Source organism: Nocardioides sp., assembly GCF_051876515.1.
Taxonomy (GTDB): Bacteria; Actinomycetota; Actinomycetes; order Propionibacteriales; family Nocardioidaceae; genus Nocardioides.
This window is the reverse complement of the sequence record NZ_JBJEHY010000241.1, coordinates 1-14,419: the sequence shown is the minus strand read 5'-3', so window position 1 is coordinate 14,419 and position 14,419 is coordinate 1. Positions and strand designations below refer to the sequence as shown.

General features: G+C 69.4%; 19 protein-coding genes. All 19 read right to left on the bottom strand.

The features are described 5' to 3' along the window. Nucleotides 1-60: 60 nt before the first annotated feature. Nucleotides 61-399, bottom strand: a complete 339-nt coding sequence (locus ACI379_RS16840; RefSeq protein WP_439793283.1) for a YnfA family protein — start codon at nt 397-399, stop codon at nt 61-63. 4 nt (nt 400-403) lie between these two features. Next, on the bottom strand, nt 404-904 hold the full coding sequence (locus tag ACI379_RS16835; RefSeq protein WP_439793282.1) for a nuclear transport factor 2 family protein: 501 nt from the start codon (nt 902-904) through the stop codon (nt 404-406). Between the two features lie 47 nt (nt 905-951). After that, on the bottom strand, nt 952-2,097 hold the full coding sequence (locus tag ACI379_RS16830) for an MFS transporter (protein ID WP_439793281.1): 1,146 nt from the start codon (nt 2,095-2,097) through the stop codon (nt 952-954). Then, nucleotides 2,094-2,540: a DUF2550 domain-containing protein gene (locus ACI379_RS16825; protein ID WP_439793280.1), complete on the bottom strand. Its 447-nt coding sequence runs from the start codon at nt 2,538-2,540 to the stop codon at nt 2,094-2,096. The genes ACI379_RS16830 and ACI379_RS16825 overlap by 4 nt, the downstream gene beginning before the upstream one ends. A 100-nt stretch (nt 2,541-2,640) precedes the next feature. Continuing rightward, a complete protein-coding gene (locus ACI379_RS16820; RefSeq protein ID WP_439793279.1) occupies nt 2,641-3,042 on the bottom strand; it encodes a F0F1 ATP synthase subunit epsilon in 402 nt (133 codons plus the stop codon). Then, complete coding sequence (gene atpD, locus ACI379_RS16815) at nt 3,042-4,496, bottom strand: F0F1 ATP synthase subunit beta (protein WP_439793278.1); 1,455 nt, start codon at nt 4,494-4,496, stop codon at nt 3,042-3,044. The genes ACI379_RS16820 and atpD overlap by 1 nt, the downstream gene beginning before the upstream one ends. A gap of 3 nt (nt 4,497-4,499) precedes the next feature. Continuing rightward, nucleotides 4,500-5,414, bottom strand: a complete 915-nt coding sequence (locus ACI379_RS16810) for a F0F1 ATP synthase subunit gamma (RefSeq protein ID WP_439793277.1) — start codon at nt 5,412-5,414, stop codon at nt 4,500-4,502. A 3-nt stretch (nt 5,415-5,417) separates the two neighbouring features. Next, the gene (atpA, locus tag ACI379_RS16805) at nt 5,418-7,061 is read right to left on the bottom strand and encodes a F0F1 ATP synthase subunit alpha (protein WP_439793275.1); all 1,644 of its coding nucleotides are present in this window, start codon (nt 7,059-7,061) and stop codon (nt 5,418-5,420) included. A gap of 40 nt (nt 7,062-7,101) precedes the next feature. After that, nucleotides 7,102-7,911 (bottom strand): F0F1 ATP synthase subunit delta, encoded by an 810-nt coding sequence (locus tag ACI379_RS16800; protein ID WP_439793274.1) that lies wholly within the window; start codon nt 7,909-7,911, stop codon nt 7,102-7,104. Then, on the bottom strand, nt 7,911-8,441 hold the full coding sequence (locus tag ACI379_RS16795) for a F0F1 ATP synthase subunit B (protein WP_439793292.1): 531 nt from the start codon (nt 8,439-8,441) through the stop codon (nt 7,911-7,913). Before ACI379_RS16795 ends, ACI379_RS16800 begins: the two co-directional genes overlap by 1 nt. Before the next feature lie 64 nt (nt 8,442-8,505). Beyond that, a complete protein-coding gene (locus ACI379_RS16790; protein WP_439793291.1) occupies nt 8,506-8,709 on the bottom strand; it encodes a F0F1 ATP synthase subunit C in 204 nt (67 codons plus the stop codon). Nucleotides 8,710-8,788: 79 nt separating this feature from the next. Next, complete coding sequence (gene atpB, locus ACI379_RS16785; protein WP_439793273.1) at nt 8,789-9,592, bottom strand: F0F1 ATP synthase subunit A; 804 nt, start codon at nt 9,590-9,592, stop codon at nt 8,789-8,791. A 55-nt stretch (nt 9,593-9,647) separates the two neighbouring features. Next, nucleotides 9,648-9,896: an AtpZ/AtpI family protein gene (locus tag ACI379_RS16780; RefSeq protein ID WP_439793272.1), complete on the bottom strand. Its 249-nt coding sequence runs from the start codon at nt 9,894-9,896 to the stop codon at nt 9,648-9,650. 33 nt (nt 9,897-9,929) lie between these two features. Next, nucleotides 9,930-10,394, bottom strand: coding sequence for a hypothetical protein (locus ACI379_RS16775; RefSeq protein WP_439793271.1), 465 nt, complete (start codon nt 10,392-10,394; stop codon nt 9,930-9,932). A 91-nt stretch (nt 10,395-10,485) separates the two neighbouring features. After that, nucleotides 10,486-11,634, bottom strand: coding sequence for an MraY family glycosyltransferase (locus ACI379_RS16770; RefSeq protein WP_439793270.1), 1,149 nt, complete (start codon nt 11,632-11,634; stop codon nt 10,486-10,488). After that, nucleotides 11,634-12,299, bottom strand: coding sequence for an L-threonylcarbamoyladenylate synthase (locus ACI379_RS16765; RefSeq protein WP_439793269.1), 666 nt, complete (start codon nt 12,297-12,299; stop codon nt 11,634-11,636). The genes ACI379_RS16770 and ACI379_RS16765 overlap by 1 nt, the downstream gene beginning before the upstream one ends. After that, on the bottom strand, nt 12,296-13,138 hold the full coding sequence (gene prmC / locus ACI379_RS16760) for a peptide chain release factor N(5)-glutamine methyltransferase (protein ID WP_439793268.1): 843 nt from the start codon (nt 13,136-13,138) through the stop codon (nt 12,296-12,298). The genes ACI379_RS16765 and prmC overlap by 4 nt, the downstream gene beginning before the upstream one ends. A gap of 6 nt (nt 13,139-13,144) precedes the next feature. Further along, nucleotides 13,145-14,218 carry a peptide chain release factor 1 gene (gene prfA, locus ACI379_RS16755; RefSeq protein ID WP_439793267.1) on the bottom strand — a complete coding sequence of 358 codons (1,074 nt, stop codon included), beginning with the start codon at nt 14,216-14,218 and terminating at the stop codon, nt 13,145-13,147. Nucleotides 14,219-14,336: 118 nt separating this feature from the next. Then, nucleotides 14,337-14,419 (bottom strand): 50S ribosomal protein L31 (locus ACI379_RS16750; RefSeq protein WP_439793290.1); only part of this gene is annotated, 83 nt, incomplete at its 5' end.

Here is a 14,419-nt window from a genome sequence, read left to right as displayed (position 1 = left end):
TCGTAGCGAGGCACGAGCGGAGGGCGTGAGCCGCCCACCAGCACGGCGGGGAGCGCTGACTCAGCCGGCCGCGCGCGGCGCGTACATGATCACGCCGACGCCGACCAGGCAGACCAGGGCCCCGATGACGTCGTAGCGGTCGGGACGGAACCCGTCCACGACCATGCCCCAGGCCAGAGAGCCGGCCACGAAGACGCCCCCGTACGCGGCGAGGATGCGCCCGAAGTTGGCGTCGGGCTGCAGGGTGGCGATGACGCCGTACACGCCGAGGGCCACGCAACCGGCGCCGACCCAGAGCAGACCGCGGTGCTCCCGGATCCCCTGCCACACCAGCCACGCTCCGCCGATCTCGGCGAGAGCGGCGAGGACGAACAGGGCGATGGACCGGGCCTCGAGCATGGCGTCAGAGTGTCACACCGAACTTCTGCGCCCACGCGGCGCCGTCGGCGGAGAGGGTCCCTAGCGAGTGGCAGTGGCGCACGTACGCCTTGGCCATCTCGAAGAACTCCATCGGGTTGTAGACGTCCTCCTCCTCGCGCCACTTTCCGCCGCCGGCGTAGCGCAGGATGGTCACGTTGGCCATCGCGAACCTGGTGCCGTCGCCGGGGTCGCGCATGGGGTTGTCGATCTCGGCGAACACCCAGCCCTTCTCGACGTCGACGCTGACCCAGTTCGCGGGGAAGTGCGTCATCTCGTTGCCCGGGAACGCCCCCATGGTCCGCTTCACCCAGGTGTCGATCTCCTCGTGACCAGCGAAGCGCCCGTACGCGTGCTCCACGTAGGTCGCGTCGGGCGTGAAGGAGTCCACGAAGTACGACCAGTCGCCGGTGTCCACGCACCGTTGGACGTTCGCCCGGAACGTCTCGAAGGCGGTCAGCAGTTCTTCGCGGGTCCAGTCGGCCATGGGCGGATCATGCCAGAGCGCTGGCGTGCGCGGCGGTGAACCGGCAGTCAGACGGCGGCTGCCGGCTTCCGGGCGGCCGGTACGGCGAGGGCGGCCGGTACGAGCACGACCGCGACGACGAGCAGTGCGTCCAGGGTGCCGACGTGGTCAGCCAGGAAGCCGAGGAGCGGAGGACCGGCCAGGAAGGCCGTGTAGCCGATGGTCGAGACCACGCTGAGCCGTGCCGCTGCGTGCCGCGGGTCGTCGCCGGCCGCGCTCATGCCCACGGGGAAGCCCAGGGAGGCGCCGGTCCCCCACAGCACGATCCCGGCACCGACCAGGACCGGGTGGTCCGCCAGCACCAGGAGCAGGACGCCTGCGGCGGCGATCGCCATGGTCGCCCACAGGACGACCGGGCGGCCGTACCGGTCGAGCACCCCCACCCCGAACCATCGGGACAGCGTCATCGCGGCGACGAAGAGCGCGAACCCCGCCACGCCCGTGGCGTGCGAGGCGTCGTGGCCGTCGACGAGGGCGACCGCCAACCAGTCGTTGGCCGTCCCTTCCGTGAGCGCGAGCGCCATCACCATCACGCCGATCAGCAGCGTGCGCGGCTCGAGCCACGCCCGCCAGGCCGCCGGGGTTCCCTCCTCCCCCAGCCCGTGGTCGTCCAGGAACCAGCTCGAGGCGCGCAGCACGACCGCCAGGGCGATCAGGGCGACCACGCCGAGGTGCACCAGCGCGGGCACCCCCGCAGCGACCAGACCGGCCCCGGCAACGGCGCCGATCACGGTGCCGAGACTGAAGACGGCGTGGAACCGCGGCATCATCGCGCGTCCGGCGAGACGCTCGACGACGGTGCCCTCGGTGTTCATGGCGACGTCCCACACGCCGAGGCCGAGGCCGAAGCAGGCCAGCCCGACGGCGGCCAGAGGGAGACTGTGCCCCAGCGCGGAGGCGCAGAGGAGCAGGCCGACCGCGGCGGCCACCACCCCGAACCGGACCACCGGTCGGCTGCCGAAACGGGAGATCGCGGCCCCCGTCAACGGCAGGGCGACCGTTGACCCCAGGGCCACGGCGAGCAGCAGGAGGCCCAGCGCGCCGTTGGAGAGGTCGAAGGACGCGCGTGCCTCGGGGATCCGGGACACCCAGGTGGCGAAGCAGAGCCCGTTGAGGGCGAAGGCCAGGGCCACTCCCCAGCGCGCCCGGCTCACCGGGTGCGGTTCCAGTCGGTCCCGGGGGGCCCGGACTCCACCCACGCCTGGAAGCCCATGAGTGAGGCCTCGCTCATCGCGAGGTCGACGGGCTCACCGGCGGCCAGGCAGGAGACCACGACGTGGTCGTCGTACAGCGACATCACCTCGGGCCCCTCGGGGGCCCTGCGCGACTCGTAGCTGATCCGGTCGCGCGACCACACCGCCTTGGGGCGCGGGGAGAGCGAGAAGACCCGGTACCACTCGAGCTCGGGTCCGGTGTACCGGCCGACGCCGAGCATCCAGCCGTGGCCGGGACGCCCGTCCGCGCGCCGGAAGCTCAGCTCGAAGGTCGCCCCGCGGCGCGAGAGCCAGCGCCGGCGCAGGATCAGGGCGACGCCGTAGAGCAACGCCAGGAAGAGCAGTACCCCGACCACGTCGAGCACCAGCTGCCACAGGGGCATCCACACCTCCTCAGCACCGCGTCCCAGGACGACAAAAGGTGAGCGCACGCAACCGGTCGGTTGCGTGCGCTCACCTTAACGCCGTGGTGCCTCGAGCCGGTCAGGAGACCCGCTCTGCGGCACGGACGCGGGCCTCGAGACGGCGGACCGCGTCGAGCGCCCCGTCCGTCTCCTCGCCCGCAGCCTTGGCGCGCTCGAGGTCGTGGCGCGCCTTCTCCAGGTCGATCTCGTGCGACATCTCGGCCCGCTCCGACAGGATCGAGACCCTGTTGTCAGCCACCGAGATGAAGCCCGCGTCCACGGCAGCCACCCAGGTCTCGCCGTCCGTGGTGGTGACGTCGACGACGCCGTCCACCAGGAGCGACAGCAGGGGCGTGTGGCCCGGGAGCACACCGAGGTCGCCCTCGGTGGTGCGGGCGATGACCATCTTGGCCTCGCCCGACCACACCAGGCGGTCGGCTGCGACGAGCTCGACCTGCAGGGACCCAGTTGCGGCAGCCATCAGAGGCTCTTCTGGATCTCGGCCCAGTTGCGCTCGACGTCGTCCAGACCGCCGCACATGAAGAACGCCTGCTCGGCCACGTGGTCGTACTCACCGTCGGCGATCTTGTTGAACGCCTCGATGGTGTCCTTGACCGGGACGGTCGAGCCCTCGATGCCGGTGAACTGCTTGGCAACGTAGGTGTTCTGCGAGAGGAAGCGCTGGATGCGACGGGCGCGCGACACGATGATCTTGTCCTCTTCGGACAGCTCGTCGACACCGAGGATCGCGATGATGTCCTGCAGCTCCTTGTTGCGCTGCAGGATCTGCTTGATCCGGATGGCGGTGTCGTAGTGAGCCTGACCGATGTACTGCGCGTCGAGGATGCGCGAGGTCGAGGTCAGCGGGTCGACGGCCGGGTAGATACCGAGCGACGCGATCTCACGGGAGAGCTCGGTCGTGGCGTCCAGGTGGGCGAAGGTGGTCGCCGGAGCCGGGTCGGTGTAGTCGTCGGCCGGCACGTAGATCGCCTGCATCGAGGTGATCGAGTGACCACGCGTCGAGGTGATGCGCTCCTGGAGCACACCCATCTCGTCGGCGAGGTTGGGCTGGTAACCCACGGCGGACGGCATGCGGCCCAGCAGGGTCGACACCTCGGAACCGGCCTGCGTGAACCGGAAGATGTTGTCGATGAAGAGCAGCACGTCCTGGTTCTGGACGTCGCGGAAGTACTCCGCCATCGTCAGGGCCGACAGGGCCACGCGCAGACGCGTGCCCGGCGGCTCGTCCATCTGGCCGAAGACCAGGGCGACCTTGTCGAAGACGCCGGCCTCCTGCATCTCGACGATCAGGTCGTTGCCCTCACGGGTGCGCTCACCGACACCGGCGAACACGGACACACCGTCGTGGTCCTTCGCCACACGGGCGATCATCTCCTGGATCAGAACGGTCTTGCCGACGCCGGCACCACCGAACAGACCAATCTTGCCACCCTGCACGTACGGGGTGAGCAGGTCGATGACCTTGATGCCCGTCTCGAACATCTGGGTCTTGGACTCCAGCTGGTCGAAGGCCGGCGCCTTGCGGTGGATGCCCCAGCGCTCGTTGACCTGCAGCGTCTCGCCCTCTTCGAGGTTGAGGCACTCGCCGGTCACGTCGAACACCTTGCCGAGGGTGCCGTCACCCACGGGGACGGAGATCGGGCCGCCGGTGTCGCGCACCTGGGCGCCGCGGACCATGCCGTCGGTCGACTTCATGGAGATGGCACGCACCATGCCGTCACCGATGTGCTGAGCAACCTCGAGCGTGAGCTCGCGGGTCTCACCGTTCAGGGTGATGTCGGTCTTCAGTGCGTTGTAGATCTCGGGCATCTCATCGGTCGAGAACTCGATGTCCACGACCGGGCCGATGACGCGGGAGATGCGGCCGACGCCGCCCCCCGTCACCTGGGTGCCCTCTTCAACAGTGGCAGTCATTTTTCACTCACTCCCGGCTTGTGCGTCGGCAAGGGCATTGACACCACCGACGATCTCGCTGATTTCCTGGGTAATGCCGGCCTGGCGGGCCTGGTTGGCAATACGGGTGAACTTCTTGATGAGCTCCTCCGCGTTGTCCGTCGCGGCCTTCATCGCCTTCTGACGGGCGGCGAGCTCGGAGGCCGCCGCCTGCAGCAGTGCGAAGAAGATCCGGCTCTGGACGTAACGCGGGAGCAGGGAGTCGAGCACCTCCGCCGGGGACGGCTCGAACTCGTACAGCGGAAGGAGTTCGCCCTCCGCCGGGGGCTCCGTACCCTCGACGACCTCCAGCGGCAGCAGGCGGGTGGCCTGCGGCTCCTGGAGCAGCATCGACTTGAAGCGGGTGTAGACCACGTGGACCTCGTCCACCTCGGTCGCCTCCCCCTCGTCGCCGGTGAAGGCGTCGATGAGCGTCGTGCCGATCTCGTCGGCCACGTCGTACGTCGGCTGGTCGGAGAAGCCCGTCCAGGCCTGCACGACCGGGCGCTGGCGGAACTTGAAGTACGCCTCACCCTTGCGGCCGGTGGTGTAGAGGTCGACCTCCTTGCCCTCCTCCTTCAGCTTCTCGACGAGGCGCTCGGCCTCCTTGAGGACGCTGGAGGAGTAGGCCCCGGCGAGGCCGCGGTCGCTGGTGACGACCAGGACCGCGGCTCGTTTCGGGTTCTCGGGCTCGGTGGTGAGCGGGTGGTCGACGTCGGAGAACGTCGCCACCGCGCTCACCGCGCGGGTCAGCTCACGGGCGTACGGAGCGGCGGCCTGAGCACGCTGCTGCGCCTTGATGATGCGGGACGCAGCAATGAGCTCCATGGCGCGCGTGATCTTCTTCATCGACTCCGTCGACTTGATCCGCGCGCGGTACTCACGCAGCGATACGGCCATGGGTCAGGCCCGCTTCTGCTTGACGATCTGCTCCTGGTCGACGTCCTCGTCCTCCAGAGCCACGTGGTCCTCGCGACCAGCCTTGATCGACTGGCCGTCCGAGGTCTCGAACACGTCGAGGAAGGCGTCGTACGCCTTCACCAGCTCGGTCTCGGTGGAGTCCTCGAACTTCAGCGACTCGCGGATGCCGGCGAGGATGCCGGCGTTGCCCAGGCGCAGGTTGTCCAGGAACTCGTGCTCGAAGCGGAGCACGTCCTCCACGGGGACGACGTCCAGGCGACCCGAGGTGCCCAGCCACAGCGAGACCGTCATCTCCTCGACCGGGTACGGCGAGTACTGCGGCTGCTTGAGCAGGGCCATCAGGCGCTGACCACGGGCCAGCTGCTGGCGCGAGGCGGCGTCGAGGTCCGAGGCGAACATGGCGAAGGCCTCCATGGCGCGGAACTGCGCCAGGTCGACCTTGAGCGAACCGGTGACGGCCTTCATCGCCTTGGTCATCGCGGAACCACCGACTCGCGACACCGAGACACCCACGTCAATGGCGGGGCGCTGGTTGGCGGCGAACAGGTCGGACTGCAGGAAGATCTGGCCGTCGGTGATCGAGATGACGTTGGTCGGGATGAACGCCGAGACGTCGTTGGCCTTGGTCTCGATGATCGGCAGACCCGTCATCGAGCCGGAGCCCATCTCGTCGCTCAGCTTGGCGCAACGCTCCAGCAGGCGGCTGTGCAGGTAGAAGACGTCACCCGGGTACGCCTCGCGGCCCGGCGGGCGGCGCAGCAGCAGCGACACGGCGCGGTAGGCCTCGGCCTGCTTGGTCAGGTCGTCGAAGACGATCAGGACGTGCTTGCCCTGGTACATCCAGTGCTGGCCGATGGCCGAGCCGGTGTACGGGGCGAGGTACTTGAAGCCGGCCGAGTCGGACGCCGGAGCAGCCACGATGGTGGTGTACTCCAGGGCGCCGGCCTCCTCGAGGGCGCCACGCACGGAGGCGATGGTCGAGCCCTTCTGGCCGATGGCGACGTAGATGCAGCGGACCTGCTTCGACGGGTCGCCCGACTCCCAGTTCTGCTTCTGGTTGATGATTGTGTCGATGGCGATGGTCGTCTTGCCCGTCGCACGGTCACCGATGATCAGCTGGCGCTGACCGCGGCCGACCGGGGTCATCGCGTCGATGGCCTTGATGCCGGTGGCCAGCGGCTCGTGCACCGACTTGCGCTGCATGACGCTGGGCGCCTGCAGCTCGAGGGCGCGGCGGCCCTCGATGCCGGTGATCTCGCCGAGGCCGTCGATCGGGGTGCCGAGCGGGTCGACGACGCGACCGAGGTAGCCCTCGCCGACGGGGACCGAGAGGATCTCGCCGGTGCGGCGGACCTTCTGGCCCTCCTCGATCTTGTCGAAGTCACCCAGCACGACGACGCCGATCTCACGGGTGTCGAGGTTCTGGGCGAGGCCCAGCGTTCCGTCCTCGAACTCGAGCAGCTCGTTGGCCATCACGGAAGGCAGTCCGGAGACGCGGGCGATGCCGTCGCCGGCCTCGGCCACCGCACCGACCTCTTCCTTGCTGGCGGTCGTGGGCTGGTACTCGGACACGAAGCGCTGCAGCGCGTCCCGGATCTCGTCCGGACGGATAGAAAGCTCCGTCATCTCTCTTCCTTCTATTGATTCTGCTCGAATGAGGATCGGGTCAGCCGGCCATCTTGCGGCGGGCGTCGTCGAGGCGGTTAGCGACCGTGCCGTCGATGACGTCGTCACCGAGCTCGACACGGATGCCTCCCAGGACCGTGGGGTCCACGACCACGTTCAGGTGGATCGGGCGGTCGTACTGACGCGACAGGGCGTCCGTCAGTCGCTGGCGGTCGGCGTCGGACAGCGGGTGAGCCACGCGGACGGTGGCCACCTTCTCCCCGTGCACGTCTGCCGCCACCTGCTGGTACTCGGCCAGCGCGACACCCACCGTGCGGTAGGTGCCGGCGACGGCCTGGGCGGCCAGCGTGATCGTGGCCGGGAGCGCCTTGCCCTCGAGGAGGGAGCGCACCAGGCCGGACTTGTCCTCGACCGAGCGGGACCGGTCCGAGAGCGCGTCGCGCAGCGACGGGTTCTCGGAGACGACCTGACCGAAGGAGAACAGCTCGTCGGAGAGACGTGCCGAGTCGGCGCCGGCGGAGCGGACGACCGCCACCTCGCTGAGACGCTCGAGGGCGTCGGCGAGGTCACGCGAGACGGTCCAGCGACGGGAGACCGCCGCCTTCACGACCTCGAGCGACACGGCGTCGAGCTGGGAGCCGAAGAGCTCCGTGACCAGACGCTGCTTGGCGTCGGAGTCGACCGACTGGTCCGTGGCGACCCGACGCAGGCCGGGCTCGCTGCGCAGCAACGACGCGACCGTGAACAGGTCGCGGCCGATGCGGGCAGCGTCCGACGAACCCTGCAGCCGGACCCCGAACTCGTCGGAGATGGCGGCGAGGGCGTCGGCGGAAGCACCACGAAGCTGCATCAGTTGACTCCGCTCTGGTTCGACTCCAGGTCGGCCAGGAAGCGCTCGACGACGCGGCTCTGACGGGCCTCGTCCTCCAGGCTCTCACCGACGATGCGGCCGGCCAGGCCGGTCGCGAGGGTGCCGACCTCGGCGCGGAGCGAGGTGACCGCCTGCTGGCGCTCCGCCTCGATCTGGGCCTTGCCGCTCTCGACGATGCGAGAGGCCTCGGCCTGGGCCTGCTCACGCATCTCAGAGACGATGGCAGCACCCTGCTCGCGGGCCTCCTCACGGATGCGCGCGGCCTCGTGACGGGCCTCGGAGAGCTGCTTGTCGAGCTCGGCAAGCTTGGCGTCCGCCTCGGCCTGCTTCGTCTCGGCAGCGGCGATGCCACCCTCGATGGCAGCCGTACGCTCGGCGTACGTCTGCTCGAAGGCCGGAACGATCTTCTTCGCCACGATGAGGAGCAGGATGGCGAAGAACACCACGGCGAGGACGATCTCGATGGGGTGCGGGATGAGGGGGTTCAGTCCCCCCTCCGCAGCCATGATGACCTCTGTCTGCATGGGCAGGTCCTTCAGTTCGGGTCAGTCGGGTATCGGCAGGTCGGCTTGATCAGCTGGTGCTGGAGCCGGTGAGCACGAAGGCCAGGGCGATACCGATGATGGCGAGCGCCTCGGCCAGGGCGAAGCCCAGGATGGCGATCGGCTGCAGGCGACCCTGCGACTCCGGCTGACGGGCCACACCGTTGATGTACGCGGCGAAGATCAGACCAACAGCGAGACCGGGGCCGATCGTCGCGAGGCCGTAACCGAGCATGTTGAGAGAGCCACCCACGGCTTCTTCCTTTCGTTGTTCCCTGACGGGAGTGTGTTGGTGTTGGGGAAAGACTTGGGGATCAGTGCTCGTCGGCGATCGCGCCGGCGATGTACATCGACGTCAGCAGGACGAAGACGTACGCCTGAAGGAACATGACCAGCATCTCGAGCACGGAGATGAGCATGAACATCAGGAAGCTGAGGAGGCCGGCGCCGATGTACATGCCGCCCATCTCCATGATCAGGTACTCGCCACCGAGGGCGAACAGCAGCAGGAGGATGTGGCCGGCGAACAGGTTGGCGAAGAGACGCAGGGCCAGCGTGACGGGGCGGACCAGGATGTTGGAGAAGAACTCCAGCGGGATCAGCAGGGCCAGCACGGGGCCCTTGACGCCGGCCGGGACCGTCTGGTGCTTGAGGTAGCCCAGGAAGCCGTGCTTCTGGATGCCGACCGCGTTGTAGACCAGCCACGCGATCAGCGCGAGGGCCACCGGGACGCCGAAGCGCGACACCGTCGGCAGCTGGATGAACGGGATCAGGCCGAAGTAGTTGTTGACCAGGATGAAGAAGAAGAGCGAGACCAGGAACGGCACGAACTTCATGAACTCCGGGCCGATGTTGTCGCGCGCCAGGGAGTTGCGGACCATGCCGTACGCGGCCTCGCCGACGTACTGCATCTTGCTCGGGACCATCGCCGTGCGGCGGGTCGCCATCCAGAAGAACGCGACGATGATGATGACCGACAGCGCCAGCTGGAGCATCGGCTTGGTGACACCCAGGTACATCGTCTGACCGAGGAACTCGAACGTCTTGTCGGGTCCGATCGGAGGCAGGTTGAAGTCCTTCGGGCCCGGAGGGGTGAATCCCTCGCCGCCGGAACTCATGGAAATCAAGCTCACCGTGTCTCCTGTGATTTCTTCTTCAGGTCGAGTGTGCGGACTAGGCGTCCGGGTGCTTCTGGTCGGTGGTCCCCCCGCCGAACCTCTTCCAGGTCATGTAGACCCCGAGGCCCGCGCCGAGGATGATCCCCACCGCAACGATCCAGTTGGTGCCGAGCCAACGGTCGAGTCCCCAGCCGGCCAGGCCGTACGCGATGACTCCCGCCAGCAGGTAGCTGACCGCCTGCCAGGGGTCGCCACCGGGTGGAGTCTCGTCGCCGTCCGGGGACGGGGTCCGCTGTTGTGCCATCGAGCACCGGAGAATACCAGTCGAGAAGGTTGCTCATGCACCCGCCTCCTCGCGTGGACCGGCCGCGGAGGAGGGCAGGTCGTAGGCCAGCGTGCGCAGGCGTACGGTGCACCACACCTGGGCAGCCATCCAGCCGAGCGCGAGCGTCACGACACCGACGACCAACCAGCCGTGCGAGAAACGTGCGCCGTCGTCACTGGCGTCTATGACGATCTTGACCGACACACCCATCAGGACGATCTGCAGGGCGTACGTCAGCAGCGCGATCATCATCGACGCCGAGGGCATCACGCGGGAGACGGCGCTCACGACGCCGGTCCCCCACCCGAAGGTGACGAGCGTGATCACGGCGCCTGCCGCGGCTCCGCGCGCACCGGGGGCACCGTCGACGAGCGCGGCCGCCAGCACCACGAGCAGTCCCAGCACGACAGAGGCCGCCGTCGCCCCGAGAAGAGGGGACAGCCCGCGCGGGGCGTCCTGCTTCGACTCGGTCGTCATGGTGCGGCGGCCGTTCTCTGGGGGGGATTCGAGGGGCGCTCAGCGAGGGGCGAGACCGGCCCGCGAACGCTCGTGAAAACTATCACAAGCGTCAGGGCTGCCCCAACTCCGTCCCGCCCGCTCCCCCGCCCAGGCGGGCGGGCGTCCTCATCCGCGGCAGCACGAACGTGAGACCCACCGTGACCGCGGTGGCCACGCCGAGCCCGATCCAGACCTGGGGGCCGCGGAACAGGCTCACCAGGACCGCGGCCGAGGCCAGCAGCGCCGCCCACATCCACATGATGTAGACCGCGCGGCGCTGCGAGTGCCCGATCTCGAGCAGGCGGTGGTGCAGGTGCTGCTTGTCCGGGCTGAACGGCGAACGGCCGGCCCGGGTGCGGCGTACGACGGCCAGCAGCAGGTCGGCCATCGGCACCATGAGCACCGAGACCGGCAGCATCGCCGGGAGCAGGGTGACGAAGAGCGAGGAGCCGTCGCTGGTGATGTCCCCGGGGGCGAACTGCCCGGTCAGGGTCAGCGTGCCCGCCGAGAGGACCAACCCGATCAGCATCGAGCCGGAGTCGCCCATGAACAGTCGGGCGGGGTGGAAGTTGTGGAACAGGAAGCCCAGGCAGGCCCCCGCGAGGGCTGCCGCGAGCAGCGCGCCGGTGGTGGCCAGCGTGAGGTTGTTCTGGTCGGCGATGACGTAGGAGAAGACGAAGAACGCCACCGCTCCGACTCCGACCACGCCCGAGGCGAGACCGTCGAGACCGTCGACGAAGTTGACCGCGTTGATGGTCGCGATGACCAGGAAGACCGTCAGCAGGCCGCCCTGAAGCGGCCCCAGCACGATCTGGGTGCCGTCCGGCATCTCCACGAAGTAGAAGCGCACCCCGAACCAGACCAGGATAAGCGCTGCCAGGAGCTGTCCCCCGAACTTGGTCAGGGCGTCGATGTCGAAGATGTCGTCGATGACCCCGACCGCGCAGATCAGCCCTCCCGCGGCCAGCACGATGCCGGCGTCCTGGAAGACGTACGGGTCGCTGCGTGACAGGAACGGCAGCTCGCGGGCCACCAGGAAGGCCGCGAGCAGGCCCCCCATCATGGCCACTCCCCCGAGGTACGGGATCGGCTCCGCGTGCACGTCGCGGTCGCGCACGGCCGCGACGGCCCCCGTACGCAGGGCGAACTCCCGCGCGAAGACCGTCAGCAGGTAGGTGACGGTGAGGGCGACGAGGAAGACGAGGAGGTACTCCCGCATCAGCCCTCGTCCAGCAGCTGCAGCCCCAGGGGTTCGAGCACCTCTGTGAGCGCCTCGTCGGAGACCGCACCCCGGCGCAGCACCCGCGGCACGGGGCCGGTCGCGTCCACGATCGTCGAGGCGACGCCACCGCGCGAGGGGCCGGCGTCGACGATCACCGAGACCACCTCGCCGAGCATCTCCTCGGCCCGGTCAGCGTCCTGCGCGGCCGGGTGGCCCGACAGGTTGGCCGAGCTCACGGCCAGCGGTCCGGTGCGCTCGATCACAGCGAGGGCGACCTCGTCGTCGGGGACGCGGACCGCCACGGTCCCCCGCGTCTCACCCAGGTCCCACATCAAGGACGCCTGCTGCCGCAGCACCAGCGTCAGCGGGCCCGGCCAGAACTTCTCCGCCAGGGCGCGGGCGTAGTCCGGGATGGAGGAGGCCAGCGCCTCCAGCGTCGAGACCGACGACATCAGCACCGGCGGGGGCATCTGACGTCCACGACCCTTGGCCTTGAGCAGCGCGTTGACCGCGTCGTGGGAGAAGGCGTCCGCCCCGATCCCGTACACCGTGTCGGTGGGGATCACCACCAGCTCACCCTGTCGCACGGCGGAGGTCACCGCCTCCACGGCAGCGTCGCGCTCGGTCTCGTCGGTCGTGGTCAGCCTCTGCACACTGCTCATCGTGCCAGCCTCGCCGTCAGGAAACGGGGGCGACCCGCAAGGTCTCGGTGGTCGAGCACGTCGCGCCAGCGACCCGTGGCAGCGAAGACGGCCGGGGCCGACTCCCCCTGGACGTCCGCGTGCTCGCAGCCCAGCACCCCACCGGGGCGCAGCAGCGCGGCGGCGCGACACTCGAGGACCCGGATCGCGTCGAGGCCGTCCTGGCCGGAGAACAGCGCCAGGTGCGGGTCGTGGTCGCGCGCCTCCGCCTGGACCGACTCCCACGCCTCGAGCGGGATGTACGGCGGGTTGCAGACCACGACGTCGACGGTGCCCAGCAGGTCGTCGAACGCGGTCGCCATGTCGCCGTGGCGCAGGTCCACGCCGGTGCCGGTGAGGTTGGTCTGGGCCCAGCCGTGGGCGTCCTCGTCCAGCTCCACGGCGTGCACCCGCGCGTTCGGCACCTCGTGGGCCACGGCCTTCGCGATGGCCCCAGATCCGGTGCACAGGTCGACGACGACCGGCGCCTCGAGCCCCGTCGCCTGCTCCACCGCCCAGCCGGCGAGCAGCTCGGTCTCAGGACGCGGCACGAAGACGCCGGGCCCGACCTCGAGGTCGACGTGGCGGAAGGCCGCCGTGCCGGTCAGGTGCTGCAACGGCTCACGCCGCGCCCGGCGGGCCAGCAACGTCTCCAGGACGGCAGCCTGGTCGTCGGTGATCGTGTCGAGCAACCCGACGTTGCCGACCGGGACGGCCAGCACGTGGGACAGCAGCAGGTCGACGTCGCGCCCCGCGGACTCGACCCCGGCCTGAGCCAGGTCGGCCGCCCAGCGGCGGCGGCGGGTGTGCAGGTCGTCCATGTGCCCTCAGCTCTCCAGCGCGGCCAGCCGCGCCGCCAGGTCGGTCTCGACGCACGAGTCCACCACCGGCCCCAGGTCGCCGTCGAGGACCTGGTCGAGGTTGTACGCCTTGTAGCCGGTGCGGTGGTCGGAGATCCGGTTCTCGGGGAAGTTGTACGTGCGGATCCGCTCCGAGCGGTCGACCGTACGCACCTGGGAGCGGCGGGCCTCGCTGGCCTCCGCGTCGGCGGCGTCCTGGGCGGCCTGCATCAGCCGCGCGCGCAGGATCCGCATCGCCTGCTCCTTGTTCTGCAGCTGCGACTTCTCGTTCTGGCAGCTCACCACGATGCCGGTGGGCAGGTGGGTGATCCGTACGGCCGAGTCGGTGGTGTTGACGCTCTGCCCGCCCGGGCCGGAGGAGCGGAAGACGTCGATGCGCAGGTCGTTGTCGTCGACGCTCACGTCGACCTGCTCGGCCTCGGGCATGACCAGGACGCCCGCGGCCGAGGTGTGCACGCGGCCCTGGGACTCGGTGACCGGCACCCGCTGGACGCGGTGCACGCCGCCCTCGAACTTCAGCAGGGCGTACGGTGCCTGCCCCGGCTCGACGGCCCCTCGGGCCTTGACCGCGGCTGTGACGGACTTGTACCCGCCCAGGTCGGACTCGGTGGCGTCCAGCACCTCCACCGACCAGCCACGCTGCTCGGCGTAGCGCGTGTACATACGCAGCAGGTCGCCGGCGAACAGCGCCGACTCCTCGCCGCCCTCGCCCGACTTCACCTCGACCAGGGCGTCCTTGCCGTCGGCGGGGTCGCGCGGCACCAGCAGGCGTCGCAGCCGCTCCGCGACCTGCTCACGCCTGGCTTCGAGGGCCTCGGCCTCGTCGGCGAACGCCGGGTCGTCGGAGGCGAGCTCCCGGGCGGCCTCGGCGTCCTCGCCGAGCTGGGTCCAGTCGCGCCACGTGTTCACCACGGCGGTGAGCTCGGCGTAGCGCTGGTTGAGCCGCTTGGCCAACCTCTGGTCGGCGTGGGTCTCCGGAGCGGCGAGCTGGTGCTCCAGGTCGGCGTGCTCCTCGAGCATGCCCTCGACGGCTTCGAACAACCTCTGCTCCTGCACAACGGTCTGGCCGGCGACGGGGGCCGCTCCGGCGGGTGGCACGCGGACAAATGCCGAAGCGCCGGCACTCCACGTGACGTGGGGCGCCGGCGCTCGGAGGAGACTACTTCTTGGCAGCCTTGGCGTAGCGGGCCTCGAAGCGGGCGACGCGGCCGCCGGTGTCGAGGATCTTCTGCTTGCCGGTGT

Excerpts from the sequence above, each read along its gene's own strand:
- ACI379_RS16840 (WP_439793283.1), bottom strand. The coding sequence starts at position 399 with ATGCTCGAGGCCCGGTCCATCGCCCTGTTCGTCCTCGCCGCTCTCGCC.
- ACI379_RS16835 (WP_439793282.1), bottom strand. The coding sequence starts at position 904 with ATGGCCGACTGGACCCGCGAAGAACTGCTGACCGCCTTCGAGACGTTC.
- ACI379_RS16825 (WP_439793280.1), bottom strand. The coding sequence starts at position 2,540 with ATGCCCCTGTGGCAGCTGGTGCTCGACGTGGTCGGGGTACTGCTCTTC.
- ACI379_RS16820 (WP_439793279.1), bottom strand. The coding sequence starts at position 3,042 with ATGGCTGCCGCAACTGGGTCCCTGCAGGTCGAGCTCGTCGCAGCCGAC.
- atpD (WP_439793278.1), bottom strand. The coding sequence starts at position 4,496 with ATGACTGCCACTGTTGAAGAGGGCACCCAGGTGACGGGGGGCGGCGTC.
- ACI379_RS16810 (WP_439793277.1), bottom strand. The coding sequence starts at position 5,414 with ATGGCCGTATCGCTGCGTGAGTACCGCGCGCGGATCAAGTCGACGGAG.
- atpA (WP_439793275.1), bottom strand. The coding sequence starts at position 7,061 with ATGACGGAGCTTTCTATCCGTCCGGACGAGATCCGGGACGCGCTGCAG.
- ACI379_RS16800 (WP_439793274.1), bottom strand. The coding sequence starts at position 7,911 with ATGCAGCTTCGTGGTGCTTCCGCCGACGCCCTCGCCGCCATCTCCGAC.
- ACI379_RS16790 (WP_439793291.1), bottom strand. The coding sequence starts at position 8,709 with ATGCTCGGTTACGGCCTCGCGACGATCGGCCCCGGTCTCGCTGTTGGT.
- atpB (WP_439793273.1), bottom strand. The coding sequence starts at position 9,592 with ATGAGTTCCGGCGGCGAGGGATTCACCCCTCCGGGCCCGAAGGACTTC.
- ACI379_RS16780 (WP_439793272.1), bottom strand. The coding sequence starts at position 9,896 with ATGGCACAACAGCGGACCCCGTCCCCGGACGGCGACGAGACTCCACCC.
- ACI379_RS16775 (WP_439793271.1), bottom strand. The coding sequence starts at position 10,394 with ATGACGACCGAGTCGAAGCAGGACGCCCCGCGCGGGCTGTCCCCTCTT.
- ACI379_RS16770 (WP_439793270.1), bottom strand. The coding sequence starts at position 11,634 with ATGCGGGAGTACCTCCTCGTCTTCCTCGTCGCCCTCACCGTCACCTAC.
- ACI379_RS16765 (WP_439793269.1), bottom strand. The coding sequence starts at position 12,299 with ATGAGCAGTGTGCAGAGGCTGACCACGACCGACGAGACCGAGCGCGAC.
- prmC (WP_439793268.1), bottom strand. The coding sequence starts at position 13,138 with ATGGACGACCTGCACACCCGCCGCCGCCGCTGGGCGGCCGACCTGGCT.